This is a genomic window from Castellaniella sp. UC4447_H14, from assembly GCF_052978285.1.
Genome location: NZ_CM129666.1, coordinates 2,279,838 through 2,297,467 on the forward strand (window position 1 = coordinate 2,279,838; position 17,630 = coordinate 2,297,467).

General features: G+C 60.1%; 14 protein-coding genes and 1 pseudogene. 2 read left to right on the forward strand and 13 right to left on the reverse strand.

Annotated elements, in window-relative coordinates; genetic code table 11:
• Positions 1-23: 23 nt before the first annotated feature.
• From ACVCMJ_RS10950 to ACVCMJ_RS11010, 13 genes and pseudogenes are all read right to left on the reverse strand, one after another.
• The gene (locus ACVCMJ_RS10950) at positions 24-1,553 is read right to left on the reverse strand and encodes a tripartite tricarboxylate transporter permease (RefSeq protein WP_447081441.1); all 1,530 of its coding nucleotides are present in this window, start codon (positions 1,551-1,553) and stop codon (positions 24-26) included.
• 21 nt (positions 1,554-1,574) lie between these two features.
• The gene (locus ACVCMJ_RS10955; RefSeq protein ID WP_447081442.1) at positions 1,575-2,084 is read right to left on the reverse strand and encodes a tripartite tricarboxylate transporter TctB family protein; all 510 of its coding nucleotides are present in this window, start codon (positions 2,082-2,084) and stop codon (positions 1,575-1,577) included.
• Positions 2,085-2,105: 21 nt separating this feature from the next.
• Positions 2,106-3,125, reverse strand: a complete 1,020-nt coding sequence (locus ACVCMJ_RS10960; RefSeq protein ID WP_447081443.1) for a Bug family tripartite tricarboxylate transporter substrate binding protein — start codon at positions 3,123-3,125, stop codon at positions 2,106-2,108.
• Between the two features lie 71 nt (positions 3,126-3,196).
• On the reverse strand, positions 3,197-4,405 hold the full coding sequence (locus tag ACVCMJ_RS10965) for a pyridoxal-phosphate-dependent aminotransferase family protein (RefSeq protein ID WP_447081444.1): 1,209 nt from the start codon (positions 4,403-4,405) through the stop codon (positions 3,197-3,199).
• A 58-nt stretch (positions 4,406-4,463) separates the two neighbouring features.
• Positions 4,464-4,877: a GlcG/HbpS family heme-binding protein gene (locus tag ACVCMJ_RS10970; protein ID WP_447081445.1), complete on the reverse strand. Its 414-nt coding sequence runs from the start codon at positions 4,875-4,877 to the stop codon at positions 4,464-4,466.
• Positions 4,878-4,910: 33 nt separating this feature from the next.
• A complete protein-coding gene (locus tag ACVCMJ_RS10975) occupies positions 4,911-7,919 on the reverse strand; it encodes an FAD-binding and (Fe-S)-binding domain-containing protein (protein WP_447081446.1) in 3,009 nt (1,002 codons plus the stop codon).
• A 45-nt stretch (positions 7,920-7,964) separates the two neighbouring features.
• Positions 7,965-9,476: a tripartite tricarboxylate transporter permease gene (locus ACVCMJ_RS10980; protein ID WP_447081447.1), complete on the reverse strand. Its 1,512-nt coding sequence runs from the start codon at positions 9,474-9,476 to the stop codon at positions 7,965-7,967.
• A gap of 42 nt (positions 9,477-9,518) precedes the next feature.
• Positions 9,519-10,028 carry a tripartite tricarboxylate transporter TctB family protein gene (locus ACVCMJ_RS10985; RefSeq protein WP_447081448.1) on the reverse strand — a complete coding sequence of 170 codons (510 nt, stop codon included), beginning with the start codon at positions 10,026-10,028 and terminating at the stop codon, positions 9,519-9,521.
• A gap of 101 nt (positions 10,029-10,129) precedes the next feature.
• Positions 10,130-11,164, reverse strand: coding sequence for a Bug family tripartite tricarboxylate transporter substrate binding protein (locus ACVCMJ_RS10990; RefSeq protein WP_447081449.1), 1,035 nt, complete (start codon positions 11,162-11,164; stop codon positions 10,130-10,132).
• 169 nt (positions 11,165-11,333) lie between these two features.
• A complete protein-coding gene (locus tag ACVCMJ_RS10995; RefSeq protein WP_447081450.1) occupies positions 11,334-11,684 on the reverse strand; it encodes an ArsC/Spx/MgsR family protein in 351 nt (116 codons plus the stop codon).
• A 185-nt stretch (positions 11,685-11,869) separates the two neighbouring features.
• On the reverse strand, positions 11,870-12,598 hold the full coding sequence (locus ACVCMJ_RS11000; RefSeq protein ID WP_447082763.1) for an aldolase: 729 nt from the start codon (positions 12,596-12,598) through the stop codon (positions 11,870-11,872).
• 204 nt (positions 12,599-12,802) lie between these two features.
• The gene (locus ACVCMJ_RS11005; protein ID WP_447081452.1) at positions 12,803-14,005 is read right to left on the reverse strand and encodes a pyridoxal-phosphate-dependent aminotransferase family protein; all 1,203 of its coding nucleotides are present in this window, start codon (positions 14,003-14,005) and stop codon (positions 12,803-12,805) included.
• Positions 14,006-14,063: 58 nt separating this feature from the next.
• Positions 14,064-14,174, reverse strand: a pseudogene (locus tag ACVCMJ_RS11010) (heme-binding protein); the annotation flags it as partial.
• 207 nt (positions 14,175-14,381) lie between these two features.
• Between ACVCMJ_RS11010 and ACVCMJ_RS11015 the strand changes: the two are divergent.
• Together ACVCMJ_RS11015 and ACVCMJ_RS11020 are read left to right on the forward strand one after the other, a co-directional pair.
• Entirely contained in the window at positions 14,382-15,116 is a 735-nt protein-coding gene (locus tag ACVCMJ_RS11015; RefSeq protein ID WP_447081453.1) for a GntR family transcriptional regulator, read from the forward strand.
• A 175-nt stretch (positions 15,117-15,291) separates the two neighbouring features.
• A complete protein-coding gene (locus ACVCMJ_RS11020) occupies positions 15,292-17,466 on the forward strand; it encodes a malate synthase G (protein WP_447081454.1) in 2,175 nt (724 codons plus the stop codon).
• Positions 17,467-17,630 lie beyond the last annotated feature (164 nt).

Here is a 17,630-nt window from a genome sequence, read left to right on the forward strand (position 1 = left end):
TTCATAGGGTCCAATGTCATGCCTCACTTCCCCGCCGTCGCGGCGGTTCCGCAAAGCCTCCCGCGCCGCCGCAGCAGGCGCCAGACGAACGGCACCAGCGGCCACACCAGCAGCAGCAACGCCAGTCCGGTGATGGATCCCACCAGCCCGTTCGACCAGAAAACGTGCAGTCCGGTGTTGGGTCCCAGCATGGCTTGCCTGAAGGCGTCCTCCATCCGGTCACCCAGCACGAGCGCCAGCACCAGCGGTGCGAGCGGGTAGTCGAGCTTCTTCAGGACGTAGCCGATGGCTCCGAAAAGCGCCATGTACCACACATCCAGGAGGGCGTTATGGACGGTGTAGGCGCCAATCGCGCACAGGACGATGATGATGGGCGCGATGATCGCAAACCGGATCCGGAGCACGGCGGCGAAGAACGGGACCGTCGACATCACGAGAATCAGCCCGACGATGTTGCCCAGATACATGCTCGCAATCAGGCCCCAGACGAAGTCCTTGTGCTCGGTGAACAGCATCGGGCCAGGATCCAGACCCCAGATCATCAACCCACCCAGGAGCACGGCAGCCGTCGCCGAACCCGGAATCCCGAGCGCCAGCATGGGCAGCAGGGCCGACGTGCCCGCTCCGTGCGCCGCCGTCTCGGGCGCGATGACACCTTCGAGCTCTCCGGTGCCGAACTTGTCCCGGCGCGGCGAGAAGCGCTGCGCGATCCCGTATCCCATGAAGGACGCGGCCGTGGCACCGCCCGGCGTCACCCCCATCCAGCAGCCGATCAGGGTGCTGCGGATGATGGTCATCCAGTAACGCGGGAGCTTTTTCCAGGTTTGCAGGACGACCTTGAGGTTGATCTTCCCGGTCTTCCCTTCGAAGGCCAGACCCTCTTCCATGCTGACCAGGATTTCTCCAATGCCGAACAGCCCGATGACCACGACCAGAAAATCAATGCCACGCAGCAGCCCCGGCATCCCGAAGGTCATGCGCAGCTGGCCGCTCACGGTGTCCATCCCGATCTCGGACAACCCGAAGCCCAGCATCATGGAGATGATGGTCTTGAACGGCGCCTTGCGGTCCGTGCCCACGAAACTGCAGAAGGTCAGCAGAAACACCGCGAAGAATTCCGCCGGCCCGAATCTCAGGGCGAACTTGGAGACCAACGGCGCCAGGAACGTGATCAGCAGCACGCCCACCAGCGCGCCGATGAAGGAGCCGGTAAACGAAGTCGTCAGCGCTTCTCCCGCCCGCCCCTGCTGCGCCAGCGGGTAGCCGTCAAACGTCGTCGCCACCGATGAGGGTTCGCCGGGAATGTTGAACAGGATGGACGTGATGGCGCCGGCGAAGAGCGATCCCCAGTAAATGCAGGACAGCATGATGATGGCCGAGGTCGGCGACATGCCGAAGGTCAGAGGCAGCAGAATCGCCACCCCGTTCGGCCCCCCAAGCCCCGGCAGCACGCCGATGATCACCCCCAGCACCAGGCCGATGATCATCATCCCGACGTTGTACCAGGTCATCAGGATGGAGAAGCCGTGAAACAGTGCTTCTATGTTTTCCATGAAATGTGACTCCTGCTTGTCTCAGTAGCCGAACAAGGCTTCGAGTGGCCCTTTTGGCAGGGGCACCATGAACTGAATCTCGAACATCCAGAACAGCACCAGATTCACGCCGACGCTGACCGCAATCGTCTGGAACCAGGTGGTCTTGCCCAGGACGCGCATGAACCCGCCGATGAATATCGCCGACGCCACGTAGATCCCGATGTACTGGATGAGAAAGACGTACACCACCGTCGGGACCAGCACGATCAGCACACGCTTGAGCTGGTCCCAGGTGACGAAGATCTTCAGGTTCCGGTTCTTCCCGAACAAGGATTGAAAGCCGACGGCGAGTGCCGCGATGCACAGGATGGCACCAATGTGGAACGGGAAATACCCGGGCTGGGGCCCGGTCGTCGACCATCCCGCCCCAATACGGCTGTTGTCGGTCATCATGATCACGCCAAGCAGAAAGATGACCCCGGCCGTCAGTGCTCCGACACCGCTGTAGGTCAATCCCTTTCTTGGCCGATCGCTAGGTGTCGGATCCATTCGAGTCTCCTGATGGTTCAGTTACTTGGCAGCCAGGCCGGCTTCTTCCATGACCTTCTTGTGATAGGCCTCGTCTTTGGTCAGGAAGTCCGTGAAGTCCTTGCCGGTCCGATAGTCGGAATGCAGGGCCTGCTTGGCCAGATAAGACTTCCACTCGGGCGTGGCGATGACCTTCTTCAGCATGTCGGCGTAGAAGTCGGCCTGTTCTTTAGTGGTATTGGGCGGCAGGAAGAAGGCGCGCAGCATCTGGTATTGCACGTCGTAGCCGGCTTCCTTGCACGTCGGAATGTCCTTCCATGCCTTCCCGTCGGTGACGACGCTGTCGTAGACCATGCGGTGCTCCGAGAACACGCACAGGGGCCGCAGCGCGCCACCGCGCCACTGGGCAATGTTTTCGCTCGGGTTGTTGACATTCGAATCGATGTGCTTGCCGACCAGCTGGGTCGCGGCTTCCCCGCCGCTCTTGTAGGGCACATACGTGAACCGGACACCTGCTGCCTTGTCCAGTGCCTCGGTGATGATCTGGTCTTCGCGCTTGGCGCCCGTGCCGCCCATCTTGAACTTGCCCGAAGGAGCGGCCTTCACGGCGTCCAGATAGTCCTTTGCCGTCTTGTAAGGCGTCGCGGAATTGACCCAGAGCAGGAATTCATCCTGCGCGATCATCGCGACCGGGTTCAGATCGCGCCAATTGAACGGCAGCTTGACCGCAATGGGCAGCGTGTAGATCGCCGAGAAAGCCACCATCAGTTTGTAGGGATCGCCGCTGGACGCCTTGGTGTCCATGATCCCTTCGGCTCCACTGGCGCCTCCTTCGTTCACCACCAGCATGGAGGGCTTCATCAGCTTGTGCTGCAGCACGATGTGCTGGATCATGCGCGCCATCTGGTCGGACGCGCCGCCCGCGCCCGCCGGCACGATGACCTCGACATTGCGGGTGGGTTCCCAGCCCGCCGCGCCGGCGGGTGCCGCAAAGCCGACCGCCAGAGCCAGCGGCAGTGCCGCCAGCGCCATCTTCCTGAATCCGTTCTTCTGGGATTTCATCGTTGTCTCCTTTAGATTGAACCGCCTCGCGGCTCCAGCGGGCTTCCGGGATGGCAGCCCTGTCGGTGTACTTATTCCTCCAACGGCCGGGAACGAACTTCCGACTTTTCAGCCAGATAATCCATGGCCGCCTGCACGCCGCCCTTTTGGTGAGGCACGTGCGCCAGTTCCAGCCCCATTTCCACCCCCGCCAATGTCCCACAAACCGTCAGGTCATTGAGATCGCCCAGGTGACCGATCCTGAAGACTTTGTCTTTCACCTTCGACAGCCCCTGGCCCAGCGACATGTTGAAATGGTCCAGAACCACCTTGCGGAAGGCGTCCGCGCCGTGCCCTTCGGGCATCATCACCGCCGTCAGCGCCGGGCTGTAGCGTTCCGGATCCGCGCACAGGATCTCCAGGCCCCAGGCCCGAACGGCCCGCCGCGTGGCTTCGGCATGGCGCTTGTGGCGCGCGAACACCGTCTCCAGGCCCTCGGCAAAGAGCATGTCCAGCGCCTCGTGAAGACCATAGAGCAAGTTGGTCGAAGGCGTATACGGGAAATAACCCGTCTTGTTGCTGGCAATCATGGCGTGCCAGTCCCAGAACGATCGCGGCAGCGTGTTGCGTTCGCTGGCGGCAAGCGCTTTTTCGCTGATGGCGTTGAACGACAGCCCGGGCGGCAGCATGAGGCCCTTCTGCGAGCCCGAAACCGTGACGTCCACACCCCATTCGTCATGCCGATAATCGATGGACCCCAGCGACGAGATGGTGTCCACCATCAACAGCGCCGGATGGCCCGCGCGATCGATGGCATCGCGCACCGCCTTGATGTCGCTGGTCACCCCCGTCGCCGTCTCGTTGTGCACCACGCACACGGCCTTGATCGCGTGGCCCGCATCCGCCCGCAGATGCGCTTCGATGTCGCGCGGGTCCGCCGCGCGGCGCCAGTCGCCCGGCAGGAACTCCACCCGTATGCCCAGCCGCTCGGCCATCTTCTTCCACAACGTGGCAAAGTGTCCGGTCTCGGCCATCAGCACCAGGTCCCCGGGCGACAGGGTGTTCACCAGCGCCGCCTCCCAGGCGCCCGTGCCGGAGGCCGGGTAGATCACGACATGGCCCTCGGTGCGAAAGACCTTTTTCATGCCCGCAAGCACGGATTGGCCCAACGCGCCGAACTCGGGACCACGGTGATCGATGGTCGGATTGTCGATCGCCCGAAGTATCCGCTCGGGAACATTGGTCGGGCCGGGAATCTGGAGAAAGTGCCGGCCGGATGGGTGAGCGCTGAGCTGCAGCATTGTTGTGGATCCTTGAATAATGGAGTTGAGGGCAATCCGCCCGCGGGCGGACCGCTGATTAGTGCTGGCTCGCCAGGAGCGCCGCGATGCCGGCCTTGCCGATCTCGACATCCTGGCTGGACTTCACGCCCGACACGCCGACCGCCCCGATGACCTGGCCATCGACCACGATCGGCACACCACCTTCGAGCATGACCGGCGACGGTACCGACAGATAGGCGTAACGCCCGCCGTTGATGGATTCTTCGTAAGCGCTGGATTCCTTGCGACCCAGCGCAGACGTACGCGCCTTGCCCGGGGCGATCACCGCGGTCATGGGCGCGGCGCCATCCAGCCGCAACAGACCGAGCAGATGACCGCCGTCATCGACGACGGAAATCGTCACGTTCCAGCCATGTTCAAGGGCGTACTTGCTGGACGCCTGAATGATCGTCTTGACGTCTTCGACACCCAACACCGGTTTCGTTTTCATACTCATCCTCAAATGAACTTGATAAATTCGGCTCTATGCCAGAGCACGCTCCAGCACACGCGCCACGTGTTCCGCTTGCCGCCCCGCGCCGTCGGCGATCTGATGCCGGCAGCTGGTCCCGTCCGCCACGATGAGATCATCGGGGCCGGCCTGACGCACGGCGGGCAGCAGGGAAAGCTCCGCCATTTTCATCGAAATGTCGAAATGGCCGGCATCGTAGCCAAAGCTGCCCGCCATGCCGCAGCAGCTCGACTCGATGAGGCTGACGTCCAGATCCGGAATCAATCCCAGCACGGTCTGTACGGGCCGGACCGCGTCGAATGCCTTCTGATGGCAATGTCCATGCAGAAGCGCACGCTTCTGCGGCAGGGCTTTCAGCGGCAGGTTCAGCCGTCCCGCCTTATGCTCGCGGGCCAGGAATTCCTCGAAGAGGAAAGATTGATGGGCCAGGGCCTTGGCATCGTCGCCCAGGCCCATGACCAGGAACTCGTCGCGCAAGGACAGCAGGCAGGACGGTTCCAGGCCCACGATGGGGACACCTCGCGCGACGAAGGGACGCAGGGCCTGGATGACCCTGCGGGCCTCTTCGCGAGCCTGATCGACCAGGCCTACCGACAGGTACGTGCGGCCACAGCACAGCGGCCGGTCCCTGGCCGGATCCGACGCGTCGGCACGGGCCACATGCACGCGGTAGCCAGCCGCCTGCAGCACTTTGAGGGCCGAGCGGGCGTTTTCCGAATCCAGATAGTTGTTGAACGTATCGGCAAACAGCACCACGTCCGCGTCGTCCACATGATCATGCGGCGCCTGGGAGAGGAAGGTATCGTGCCGCCACCTGGGCAGCGAGCGCCGCGCCGAGAACCCCAGAAATTTCTCGGACAGCCAGGCCGCTCCCGGTACCCGGTCGCGCGCATTGAAGAACGAAGGGAAACGGGCCGCCCACGGAGCCCACTTCGGCATGCTGGCAATGAGCCTGTCCTTGAGGCTCATCTTGTGTTCCTTGTGCCATTGGTACAGGAACTCGACCTTCATCTTGGCCATGTCCACGCCGGTCGGGCACTCGCGCTTGCAGCCCTTGCACCCTACACACAGGTCCAGGCTCTCGCGGACCTCCTCCGAGGTGAAGGCATCCGGCCCCATTTGGCCCGAGAGCGCCAGCCGCAGGGTGTTGGCCCGGCCGCGCGTGAGATGGCGCTCGTCGCGTGTCACGCGATAGCTGGGACACATGGTCCCGGCATCGAACTTGCGGCAATGGCCGTTGTTGTTGCACATCTCCACGGCCTTGCTGAAGCCTTTGGTCGGATCGCTGCCCGAACCGGGGGCGCCCACTTTCTGACGGGCGGGATCCTGCGTCACATTCCAGGCGGACCAGTCCAGCGCCGGCTCAAAGGGCAGTACCTGATAAGACGGCTTGAACCGGAAGAGCGTGGTGTCATCCATCTTCGGGCTGCGCACGATCTTGCCGGGGTTCATGAGCCCCTTCGGGTCGAAGAGCGCCTTGATTTCCTCAAAGGCCTTCGTCAGGGACGGACCGAACTGCCAGGAAATCCATTCGCTGCGCGACAAACCGTCGCCGTGCTCACCCGAGTACGCGCCCTTGTATTCCTGCACCAGCGCACTGGCCTCCTGCGCGATGGACCGCATGAGTTCCGCGCCGCCGGTGCGCATGTCCAGGATAGGACGGACGTGCAGAGTTCCCACCGAGGCATGGGCATACCAGGTGCCGCTCGTGCCGTATTTCTGGAACACGTCGGTCAGCCGGCTGGCATACTCCGCCAAGTGCTCCAGCGGGACCGCGCAATCCTCGATGAAGGATACGGGCTTGCCGTCGCCCCGCATGCTCATCATGATGTTTAAGGCGGCCTTGCGCACGCCCCAGAGCGCCTTCTGGTCGGCGGCATCCGTCATGCGGACCACCGTGTCCGGCAGGCCCAGATCGCCCATGAGTTCCACCAACTGGTCCAGCTTGCGCAACTGTGTGTCCCGGCCGGAACCGGCGAACTCCACCAGCAGGAGGGCGCGCGGGTCCCCGGTGAGCGCGCGATCGATGACCGGGCCAAACGCGGGATTGTCATGCGCCAGGTCGATCATGGTGCGATCCACCAGCTCCACCGCTTCCGGCCCCAGCTTCACGATGTGCTGAGCCGTGTCCAACGCGCGATACAAGCTGGGAAAACTGATGACCCCCAGCACTTTGTGTTCCGGCAGCGGCGAGAGCTTGAGCGTCAGCCGGCGCGTAATGGCCAGCGTTCCCTCGCTGCCGACCAGCAGGTGCGCCAGATTGACATGGCCATCCGCGGTATAGGGGCGGACGCTTTGCGGGTTGAAGATGTCCAGGTTGTAGCCGCCCACCCGGCGCAAGACCTTGGGAACCGTGCGGGCGATCTCGTCATGCTCTCGTGCCGCGATTTCACGCAGGCGCTGCACGATCTGCCCAATGCGGGAACCATCGGCCGTCATGTGCTCGAGCCGGCCGAAATGCCCTTCGGTCCCATCCGCCAGCAGCACGTCGACGCCCAGAACGTTATGCACCATGTTGCCGTACACGATCGAGCGGGACCCGCAGGAATTGTTGCCGGCCATGCCGCCCAGCGTGCACTGGGCCGAGGTGCTCACGTCCACGGGAAACCATAGGCCATGCGGACGCAGCCACGCATTGAGCTGATCCAGCACGATCCCCGGCTCCACGGTCACGGTCATGGCCGCGGCATCGAAATCCACGATCCGGTTCAGGTACTTGCTGTGGTCCAGCACTACCGTCTGGCCCACGGTCTGGCCGCACTGCGAGGTGCCGGCCCCGCGGGCGACGAAAGGCGCCTGCAGTTCGCCGCAGATGTCGACGGCCGCCCGGACGTCTTCGAACGTTCTGGGCACCAGGACGCCGATGGGGTCGACCTGGTAGATCGAAGCGTCCGTCGAATAGCGCCCCCGATCGCCCCGATCGAACAGCACTTCGCCCTGAACATCGCGCGACAGGCGCTCGGCAAGCTCGTTACGCTTGGCGCCCGCACGAATGACCTTTGGTGGAACCGGCATGTTCATGATGAATATCGTGTCCCGCGAATCGACAAAAATACGTCTACCAAGTTATGCCCCCCGGCCCGCCAACATGCGCGAGGAAAACTTCAGCATCGAAGCAACAAGCGGCCATACCAGCAGCAGCAAAGCAAGGGCGATAAGCGTAGTCACAAGAGAATTTGACCAGAATATGGCAGCGCTGCCATGTGAACTCAACATCGATTGCCGAAATGCATCTTCCGTGCGATCACCCAGCACCATCGCCAAAATGAGCGGTGCAAGGGGATAATGCAGCTTCTTGAACAAATATCCGACGATTCCGAACAAAAGCATGAGCCACACATCTGTCATCGAATTGTTCACGGTGTAGGCACCAATTGCGCAAATCACTATGATGATGGGCGCCATGATGGAAAATGAGATTCTCATAATAGCGGCAAAAAGCGGGACCGTCGCCAACACAACGATAAGGCCGACAATATTGCCGAGATACATACTCGCAATAAGACCCCATACGAAATCTTTCTGCTCGACAAACAAAAGAGGGCCAGGCTCCAGACCCCAGATCATCAAGCCTCCTAGCAACACCGCAGCAGTGGCCGAGCCAGGAATCCCGAGCGCGAGCATCGGCAACAACGCACTGGTGCCCGACGCGTGCGCAGCGGTCTCGGGGGCAATCACTCCCTCGGGTTCGCCGGTCCCAAATTTCGGACCGTTTTTCGAGAAGCGCTGAGAAATCCCATAGCCCATGAACGACGCCGCTGTTGCGCCGCCCGGAGTGATGCCCATCCAGCAGCCAATGGCCGCACTACGCACCACGGTCGCCCAATAGCGAGGCAATTGACCCCACGTCTTGAACAGAACGCCAAGTCCAATCCTGGTACTTTTCCCCTTGAATACAAGCCCCTCTTCAACCGTGAGCAAAATCTCACCGATGCCAAATAGTCCGATCACGGCCGTCAAGAAATCTATGCCCTGCATGAGAGACGTCACACCAAACGTCAGCCGGATATTCCCACTCATGGAATCCATTCCGACCGCCGCCAATGCAAACCCCAGCATCATCGCCACGATGGTCTTCAAGGCGGTCCCCTTGCTCATCCCGATAAAGCTGCAAAAGGTCAGCAAGTAGACCGCGAAGAATTCTGGCGGACCGAATTCCAATGCGAATTTTGCGAGCAAGAGGGCGAGAAAAGTAATGATCACGACCCCTACGAATGCACCAATAAACGAACCCGTGAACGCCAACGTAAGCGCCTCGGCGGCCCTGCCGTTCTGTGCCATCGGGTATCCGTCAAACGTCGTCGCCACAGACGATGGCTCCCCCGGGATATTAAACAAAATGGAAGTGATCGCACCGCCGAAAAGCGCTCCCCAATAGATGCAAGAGAGCATCACTATGCCAAGTACCGGCTGCATACTGAACGTCAGTGGCAGGAGGATAGCAACGCCATTCGGACCGCCCAGCCCGGGCAGTACCCCCACCAACACCCCGAGCAAAATACCAATCAACATCGCGGCAATCGCGTGCCAGCTAAGGATAACCGTGAAGCCATGAAGTAGAAGATCAAGCTGTTCCACGTAAACTCCTCTCTTGACGTATTTCCTCGAAACAGCCGGGCCTCAATAACCTAAAAGCATTTCAAGCGGACCCTTTGGAAGCGGGATGAGGAAAATGACCTCAAACAGAACAAATAACACCACACTGGTACCGATACTGACCAGTATGGTCTTGACCCACCCCTGTTTGCCACCAATGCGCATAAACGCACCGATAAAGAAAGCAGACGAGACATAGATCCCAATGAACTGGATACCCACGACATACAAAATCGTCGGCACCAAGACAGCCAGAACTCGCCCGAGCTCGGTGTTTGTGACGAACTCCTTCGCTGGCTTGGACCGTTTGAATAGGGCACGCACAAATATTGCCGCGCTGACGGCACTAATGAGTATGCCCAGCCGCATGGGGAAATACCCCGGCTGCAGATTTCCGCCCGACCACCCTGCACCCATGCGTTGGCTGTCGAAAATGATCGCCAGACCGGTCAGGAAGAGTATTGCCGAGACGACAAGCTCAACACCAAGATACGATACGGCGAAATTTCGGTCGCCGTGCTTGCCATTTTCCATCTTTGTCTGCTCCATCTCGTCTGCGACTTCAAGGCGAAAATGCGAATAGCTCTACGGCTATCATTGGCTATCGCTTAAATATGCCAGCTCCACAGCATGCCCTATTTGCTGATCATCCCGGTTGCTTCCATTACCTGTTTCAAGTTCTCCTCGTCCCCCGCGAGAAACTGGGAGAACGCGGAACCGGTCAGAAAATTGTCCTTATAGGCGCCATGTTTCATGAAGTCCTTCCACTCAGGCGTATCCCGCACTTTCTTCATCAAGTCGACGTAGTAAGCCGTTTGATCTTCGGTCACACCTTTCGGCATGAAGATGCCCCGTATCATCTGATAACTGGCCTTTATCCCTTCGGACTCGCAAGTAGGAATGCTATTCCAGGACTTTCCATCGGCTATGGGCTCTTTGTCGGGCATGCGCTGCTTGTCGAACACACACAGCGGCCGCACCTGCCCCGCCTTCCACGTAGCGAGATGCTCGATCGGGTTGTTTACGTCAGAGTCAATGTGGCCCCCTACCAACTGGGCCGTGATTTCGCCACCCCCTCGATAGGGAATGAACGTGAATTTGGTGTCGGTTGCATGCTCTATCATTTTGGTGACGATCTCGTCTTCGCGCTTCGCGCCCGCTCCACCCATCTTGAATTTCCCGGGCTTCGCCTTCACCGCCTTGATGTATGAGGCAGCAGTCGCGTAGGGCGACTTCGAGTTAACCCACAATACGAACTGATCCATGGCCATGAGGGCCACAGGGGTCGTATCGCGCCAATTGAATGGCAGTCCTGTAGCTAACGGAACACTATAAAGGTTTGCGAGGGCGATCATTATCTTATTGGCGTCCCCTTTACTGTTCTTTATGTCCATAAAGCCTTGGCCACCACCACCGCCATTCTCGATGACGACAATAAAAGGCTTGTCGGAAAACTTGTGTTTTGCAACGATCGTCTGGATAAGGCGCGCAATTTGGTCCGCTCCACCACCCGACCCCCCCGTTACCACGAAAGTCACGGGTTTGCTGGGCTCCCACGCAGCCTGGGCGCATGTGCTCGCAAGAGCCAAAGCGCCAACCGCCAGATAACCCATCTTCTTTAACAGTTTCTTTGTACACCCACCGAATCGACGTTGTTTTATATGTCTCATGGTTTGTCTCCTTATGCGATGAAAGTGCTGCTGTATCTGTTGATCTAGTGGATCATGGCACTACTTCACCACAAGAACGGTTTGCCACTATTCTGGAAAGCTAAGTCTCCTAGCACGCGCAGACTCGGAATTGGAGTCCATCTAACAGGCGTCACATGCCTTCCCATTGTCAGAGCAGATCCAAGGCCAACTCTGCCGGCCTGCAGAGTTTCATTCCCTTGGAGGAAACGGCGATAGGCCGACTAATGAGTTCCGGGTGCTTCGACATAAACACAATCAATTCCTCTTCGTTCCAGGCGGGGTCCTTCAGATTGAGCTGCTCATAGAGGGGTGACTTCTCTCGCAACATCTCGCGTGCAGTCAAGCCAAGTCCAGATAACAACGTTTTAATCTGTGGTTCAGTCAATGACGTCCCCATATACTCGATTATGTTGAGTTGCGCACCGCTTCCCTTCAGCAAAGTAAGCGCCTTCCTGCACGTCGGGCACTCCGGGTCGATGAAGATGGTTATGTACGACATACTGTGATTCCCTCCTATGACTGGCGGAAAATTCATTCACGGCTGATGGCTGATCCAAATGGCGAGGTTCCACGCAACAATAGGGCAACCTATTCTTGCTATCGGGACAACGGGCCAGTTCCGAAGCGCTGGCCCATCGCCACGAGGATTTACTTGGCCCTGTAGGGGTACCTCGCGAAGACGTATCACTGCAGCCCTTCGTCGCCCTCCTTCTTGAGGAGCTTTCTGGCGTAGTAGTGAAAGTTGCCTTCTATTGATTTCTTGCTCAGTCTGTAGTCATGCGCTTCCTTCGCATTCTTCGGATCCAGGGCTTGTATTGTGCCGGCAGCCCGAGCCAGTATCTGCATACGGGCGGCCCGTTCGATAAAGATTCCCAACACGCAGGATTCCTCAATGGACGGGGTAGCGACCAGTTGCCCGTGATGGGCGAGGAGGATTGCACGTTTATCGCCCAGCGCTTCGTGTATCAATTTTCCTTCCTCGTCTCCCACGGGGGCACCAGGCCAATAAGGTAGATAGGCGCAATCGTCGTAGAACATGCTCGTGTCCATGTGTGCGGCGACGAGCGGTTCACCAATAAGGGATAAAGCTGATACGTAGGGCGGGTGCGTATGAACTATGGCGCGAACATTCGGTCGGTGCCGATAGACCCACAGGTGGAAGCGATTCGATGGGTTTACCATCCCCTCTCCGTCCAATATGTTTAGATCGTCGTCAACCAAAACTATGTTGGTAGCACGCGCCTCATCAAATCCGAGTCCGAAGCTCAACATCCAATAAGTATTCGGCTTTTCGCCCCTGGCTGTGATCTGCCCCGCCAGCCCCGATTCATGCCCCTGATCGGCCAATATTCTGCAAGTCAGGGCGATCTTTTGTGGGATTGACCAATCGGGCATATGGAAATATTTTTCCATCTCCCTCTGGGTTTTCTCGAAGTACGCTTCCTTCTCTCGCACAATATGTTCCACTGATTTCTCCCACTATTAGTTGAAAACAACATTCGCCAACATCCGGCCAGAGCCCGAGGCCATTACCGGAGCGGGCTGTAGCGTGAGCATCGTCCTCAGAGTTCCGATCTAGCTCGTCGGCATGCCTCACAGCGCGCAGCTCTATGTAACCTATACAGCCCGGGAACGAACTTCCGACTTTTCAGCCAGATAATCCATGGCCGCCTGCACGCCGCCCTTTTGGTGAGGCACGTGCGCCAGTTCCAGCCCCATTTCCACCCCCGCCAATGTCCCACAAACCGTCAGGTCATTGAGATCGCCCAGGTGACCGATCCTGAAGACTTTGTCTTTCACCTTCGACAGCCCCTGGCCCAGCGACATGTTGAAATGGTCCAGAACCACCTTGCGGAAGGCGTCCGCGCCGTGCCCTTCGGGCATCATCACCGCCGTCAACGCCGGGCTGTAGCGTTCCGGATCCGCGCACAGGATCTCCAGGCCCCAGGCCCGAACGGCCCGCCGCGTGGCTTCGGCATGGCGCTTGTGGCGCGCGAACACCGTCTCCAGGCCCTCGGCAAAGAGCATGTCCAGCGCCTCGTGAAGACCATAGAGCAAGTTGGTCGAAGGCGTATACGGAAAATAACCCGTCCTGTTGCTGGCAATCATGGCGTGCCAGTCCCAGAACGATCGCGGCAGCGTGTTGCGTTCGCTGGCGGCAAGCGCTTTTTCGCTGATGGCGTTGAACGACAGCCCGGGCGGCAGCATGAGGCCCTTCTGCGAGCCCGAAACCGTGACGTCCACACCCCATTCGTCATGCCGATAATCGATGGACCCCAGCGACGAGATGGTGTCCACCATCAACAGCGCCGGATGGCCCGCGCGATCGATGGCATCGCGCACCGCCTTGATGTCGCTGGTCACCCCCGTCGCCGTCTCGTTGTGCACCACGCACACGGCCTTGATCGCGTGGCCCGCATCCGCCCGCAGATGCGCTTCGATGTCGCGCGGGTCCGCCGCGCGGCGCCAGTCGCCCGGCAGGAACTCCACCCGTATGCCCAGCCGCTCGGCCATCTTCTTCCACAACGTGGCAAAGTGTCCGGTCTCGGCCATCAGCACCAGGTCCCCGGGCGACAGGGTGTTCACCAGCGCCGCCTCCCAGGCGCCCGTGCCGGAGGCCGGGTAGATCACGACATGGCCCTCGGTGCGAAAGACCTTTTTCATGCCCGCAAGCACGGATTGGCCCAACGCGCCGAACTCGGGACCACGGTGATCGATGGTCGGATTGTCGATCGCCCGAAGTATCCGCTCGGGAACATTGGTCGGGCCGGGAATCTGGAGAAAGTGCCGGCCGGATGGGTGAGCGCTGAGCTGCAGCATTGTTGTGGATCCTTGAATAATGGAGTTGAGGGCAATCCGCCCGCGGGCGGACCGCTGATTAGTGCTGGCTCGCCAGGAGCGCCGCGATGCCGGCCTTGCCGATCTCGACATCCTGGCTGGACTTCACGCCCGACACGCCGACCGCCCCGATGACCTGGCCATCGACCACTTGGCCGTTGACCATGATCCGTACACCGCACCGCACTCGATATCTAGAAAGCTAAAAGGATTTTGAATGCAAAATACTTTATCAAACCTGCGACCAAAATGGAATTGGGGATAAGCGTTCGAAAGGCAGTAATTACCCTATAGGGGGCACTAGTCTGCGGCGAGGCATGTGGTAACATTGGGGGTGGAACAAGAGCAAGGTTTTTGTATGCAAGATTCGATATCCTCCTCTCTGGCGTATGAGCCCGTTGCGCTTTCGAAAGTCACGCGGCTGCATCTGCACGATGTGCTCGTCGAACGGCTTCGCAACTTCGTGGTGGAAGGTTCCATTCCCGCGGGGACGAAGCTCAACGAACGAGAGCTCTGCAATACGTTGGGCATTTCACGCACCCCCCTTCGGGAAGCGATCAAGGTGCTGGCCGCCGAAGGCCTGGTCGAGATCACCCCGAATCGAGGGGCCTCCGTCTATCGGATGTCGGAGGCGGAGATCCGCGAAATGTTCGAACTCATGAGCTGCCTGGAGAGCTTCTCCGGACGGCTGGCATGCGAACGCATCACCGAAGAAGAAGTCGTGCAGATCAAAGCCATGCATTACGTCATGCTGGCCTGCCATGCAAAGAAGGACCTGCCCGGCTATTACAAGCAGAACAGTCTCATCCACGACCATATCAACCAGGCCGCCCGAAACGCCGCGCTGCGGCAGGTCTACCTGACGACGAACCGCCGCCTTCAGGCCCTGCGCTTCCGGTCCAATTTCGAAGCCGCGAAGTGGGACAAGGCCATGGCCGAACACAGCGACATGATCGAAGCGTTGGAGGCCCGTAACGGCCAGCGGCTGTCCGCCATTCTGCGTCAGCATTTGCTGGAAAAGCGCGACGCCGTCCTGCGAGTGCTGGCGAGCGACGGCTCACCCGAAGCCACAGGCCAGACCAAGGCCCTCTGATTGCCGGCACTGCCCGGATTTCGGAATTCCCACCGGAATGGTACGAACCGATACGCCCTGACACCGCCTCGATACATACTTTAAGTACATTCTGAATATACCGCTCCGTCGTTCAAGTCTTATATAAGACTACCTATAATGGCCGATAACGCATAAGCTCCAACAGGAAGGCCCTATGTCAGATCGAATCGCCGCTCACGGACTCCAGGTTGCAGCCTCGCTGCACCAATTCATCGAACACGAAGCCCTACCGGGCACCGGCGTTCGGGCTGATGCTTTTTGGGAGGGTCTCGCGTCCCTCATCCACGACCTGGCCCCGAAGAACCGCGCCTTGCTGGCCGAACGCGACCGCATCCAGGGCGCCATGGACCAGTGGTACAAGCAGCACCCGGGACCCGTGAAGGACCCGGCAGCCTACCGTGCCCATCTGAAAAAGATCGGTTATCTAAAGGACGCGCCGGCCCATGTCGCAGTCACGACCGCCAACGTGGACACGGAAGTCACCGCGCAGGCCGGCCCGCAGCTCGTGGTGCCGATCACCAACGCGCGCTATGCACTGAACGCGGCCAATGCCCGCTGGGGCAGCCTGTACGACGCACTCTACGGCACCGATGCGATTGCGGACGAGGGCGGCGCCGAAAAAACGGCCGGCTACAACCCGAAGCGGGGCGCGAAAGTCATCGCGTTCGGCCGCCAGTTCCTGGACGACAACATCCCGCTGGCCACCGGCTCGCACAACGACGCGGTCAGCTACAAGGTGGTGGGCGGCGTGCTGGAAATCGGGCTAAAGAACGGCAACAAGACCAGCCTGCGCAACGTGGAAGCCTTTTTGGGCCATCGCGGCGGCGCCGAGGCGCCCGACGCGGTCGTGCTGTGCCACAACGGCCTGCACTTCGAAGTCGAGTTCGATGCGCAGCATCCCATCGGCAAGACCGATGCGGCACACATCAAGGACATTCTGCTGGAGTCGGCCGTCACCACCATCATCGACCTGGAAGACTCGATCGCCGCCGTGGATGCCGAGGACAAGGTTCTGGCGTACCGCAACTGGCTGGGCCTCATGAAGGGCGACCTGACCGAGGACCTGGTCAAGAACGGCAAGAAGATCACCCGCCGCCTGAACGCCGATCGCGAGTACACGGCCCGCGACGGCAGCCGGGGGGTGCTGCATGGCCGCGCGCTGCTCTTCATCCGCAACGTCGGCCACCTGATGACGAATCCGGCCATCCTGGACCGCGACGGCCAAGAGGTTCCCGAGGGCATCCTGGACGCCGCCTTCACGTCGCTCATTGCGATGCATGACCTCAAGGCACGACTGAATTCCCGCACCGGCTCCATCTACATCGTGAAACCCAAGATGCACGGCCCGGACGAGGTCGCTTTCGCCAGCGAACTCTTCGGCCGCGTCGAGAAGGTCCTGGGCCTGGCTCCGGACACGATCAAGATGGGCATCATGGACGAGGAACGCCGCACCAGCGTGAACCTGAAAGCCTGCATTGCGGCCGCCACAGCCCGCGTCGTCTTCATCAATACGGGCTTCCTGGACCGCACCGGGGACGAAATCCACACCTCCATGTATGCCGGCGCCCTGGTGCGCAAGGGCGACATGAAGAATCAGGAGTGGATCAAGGCTTACGAACTGAACAATGTCCAGGCCGGCCTGGAGTGCGGCCTGCGCGGTCACGCCCAGATCGGCAAGGGCATGTGGGCCATGCCCGATCTGATGGCCGCCATGCTGGAACAGAAGATCGGCCACGTGAAGGCCGGCGGCAACACCGCCTGGGTGCCGTCTCCCACCGCGGCCACGCTGCACGCCCTGCACTATCACATGGTGGACGTGGTGCAAGTCCAGAAATCCCTGGAAGGCCACCACGAGGACTACACCGACCGCATCCTGACCGTACCGGTCGCGGCGAACACCAACTGGACGCCTGAAGAGATCCAGCAGGAACTGGACAACAACTGCCAAGGCATCCTGGGCTACGTGGTGCGCTGGATCGATCAAGGCGTGGGTTGTTCCAAGGTCCCCAACATCCATGACGTGGGCCTGATGGAAGATCGCGCGACGCTGCGCATTTCCAGCCAGCACATCGCCAATTGGCTGCTGCATGGCATTACCCATCGCGACCAGGTCGAAAAGACGCTGCGCCGCATGGCCGCCGTGGTCGACAAGCAGAATGCCGGCGACCCGCTGTATGAGCCGATGGACGGCCATTTCGATACGTCCTGCGCGTTCCAGGCGGCCAGCGACCTGATCTTCAAGGGCCTGGAACAGACCAATGGATACACCGAGCCGCTGCTGCACCACTGGCGTCAGGTGAAAAAGGCGGGAGAGGCGGCGCACGCCTGACGGTATCGGGCCGGTCCGCGCGGAACGAGCGGGCCGGCGCTTCGCCGCGTCGATATCATTCTGGCACCATGGCAAAAGGCCGCTGGACCCCTAGTGTCCCGTTTGGCTAATTCGAATACTTGTCTTCGGCGCCTGGGCTCGCCATACGGCGTTGCAAATCCTCG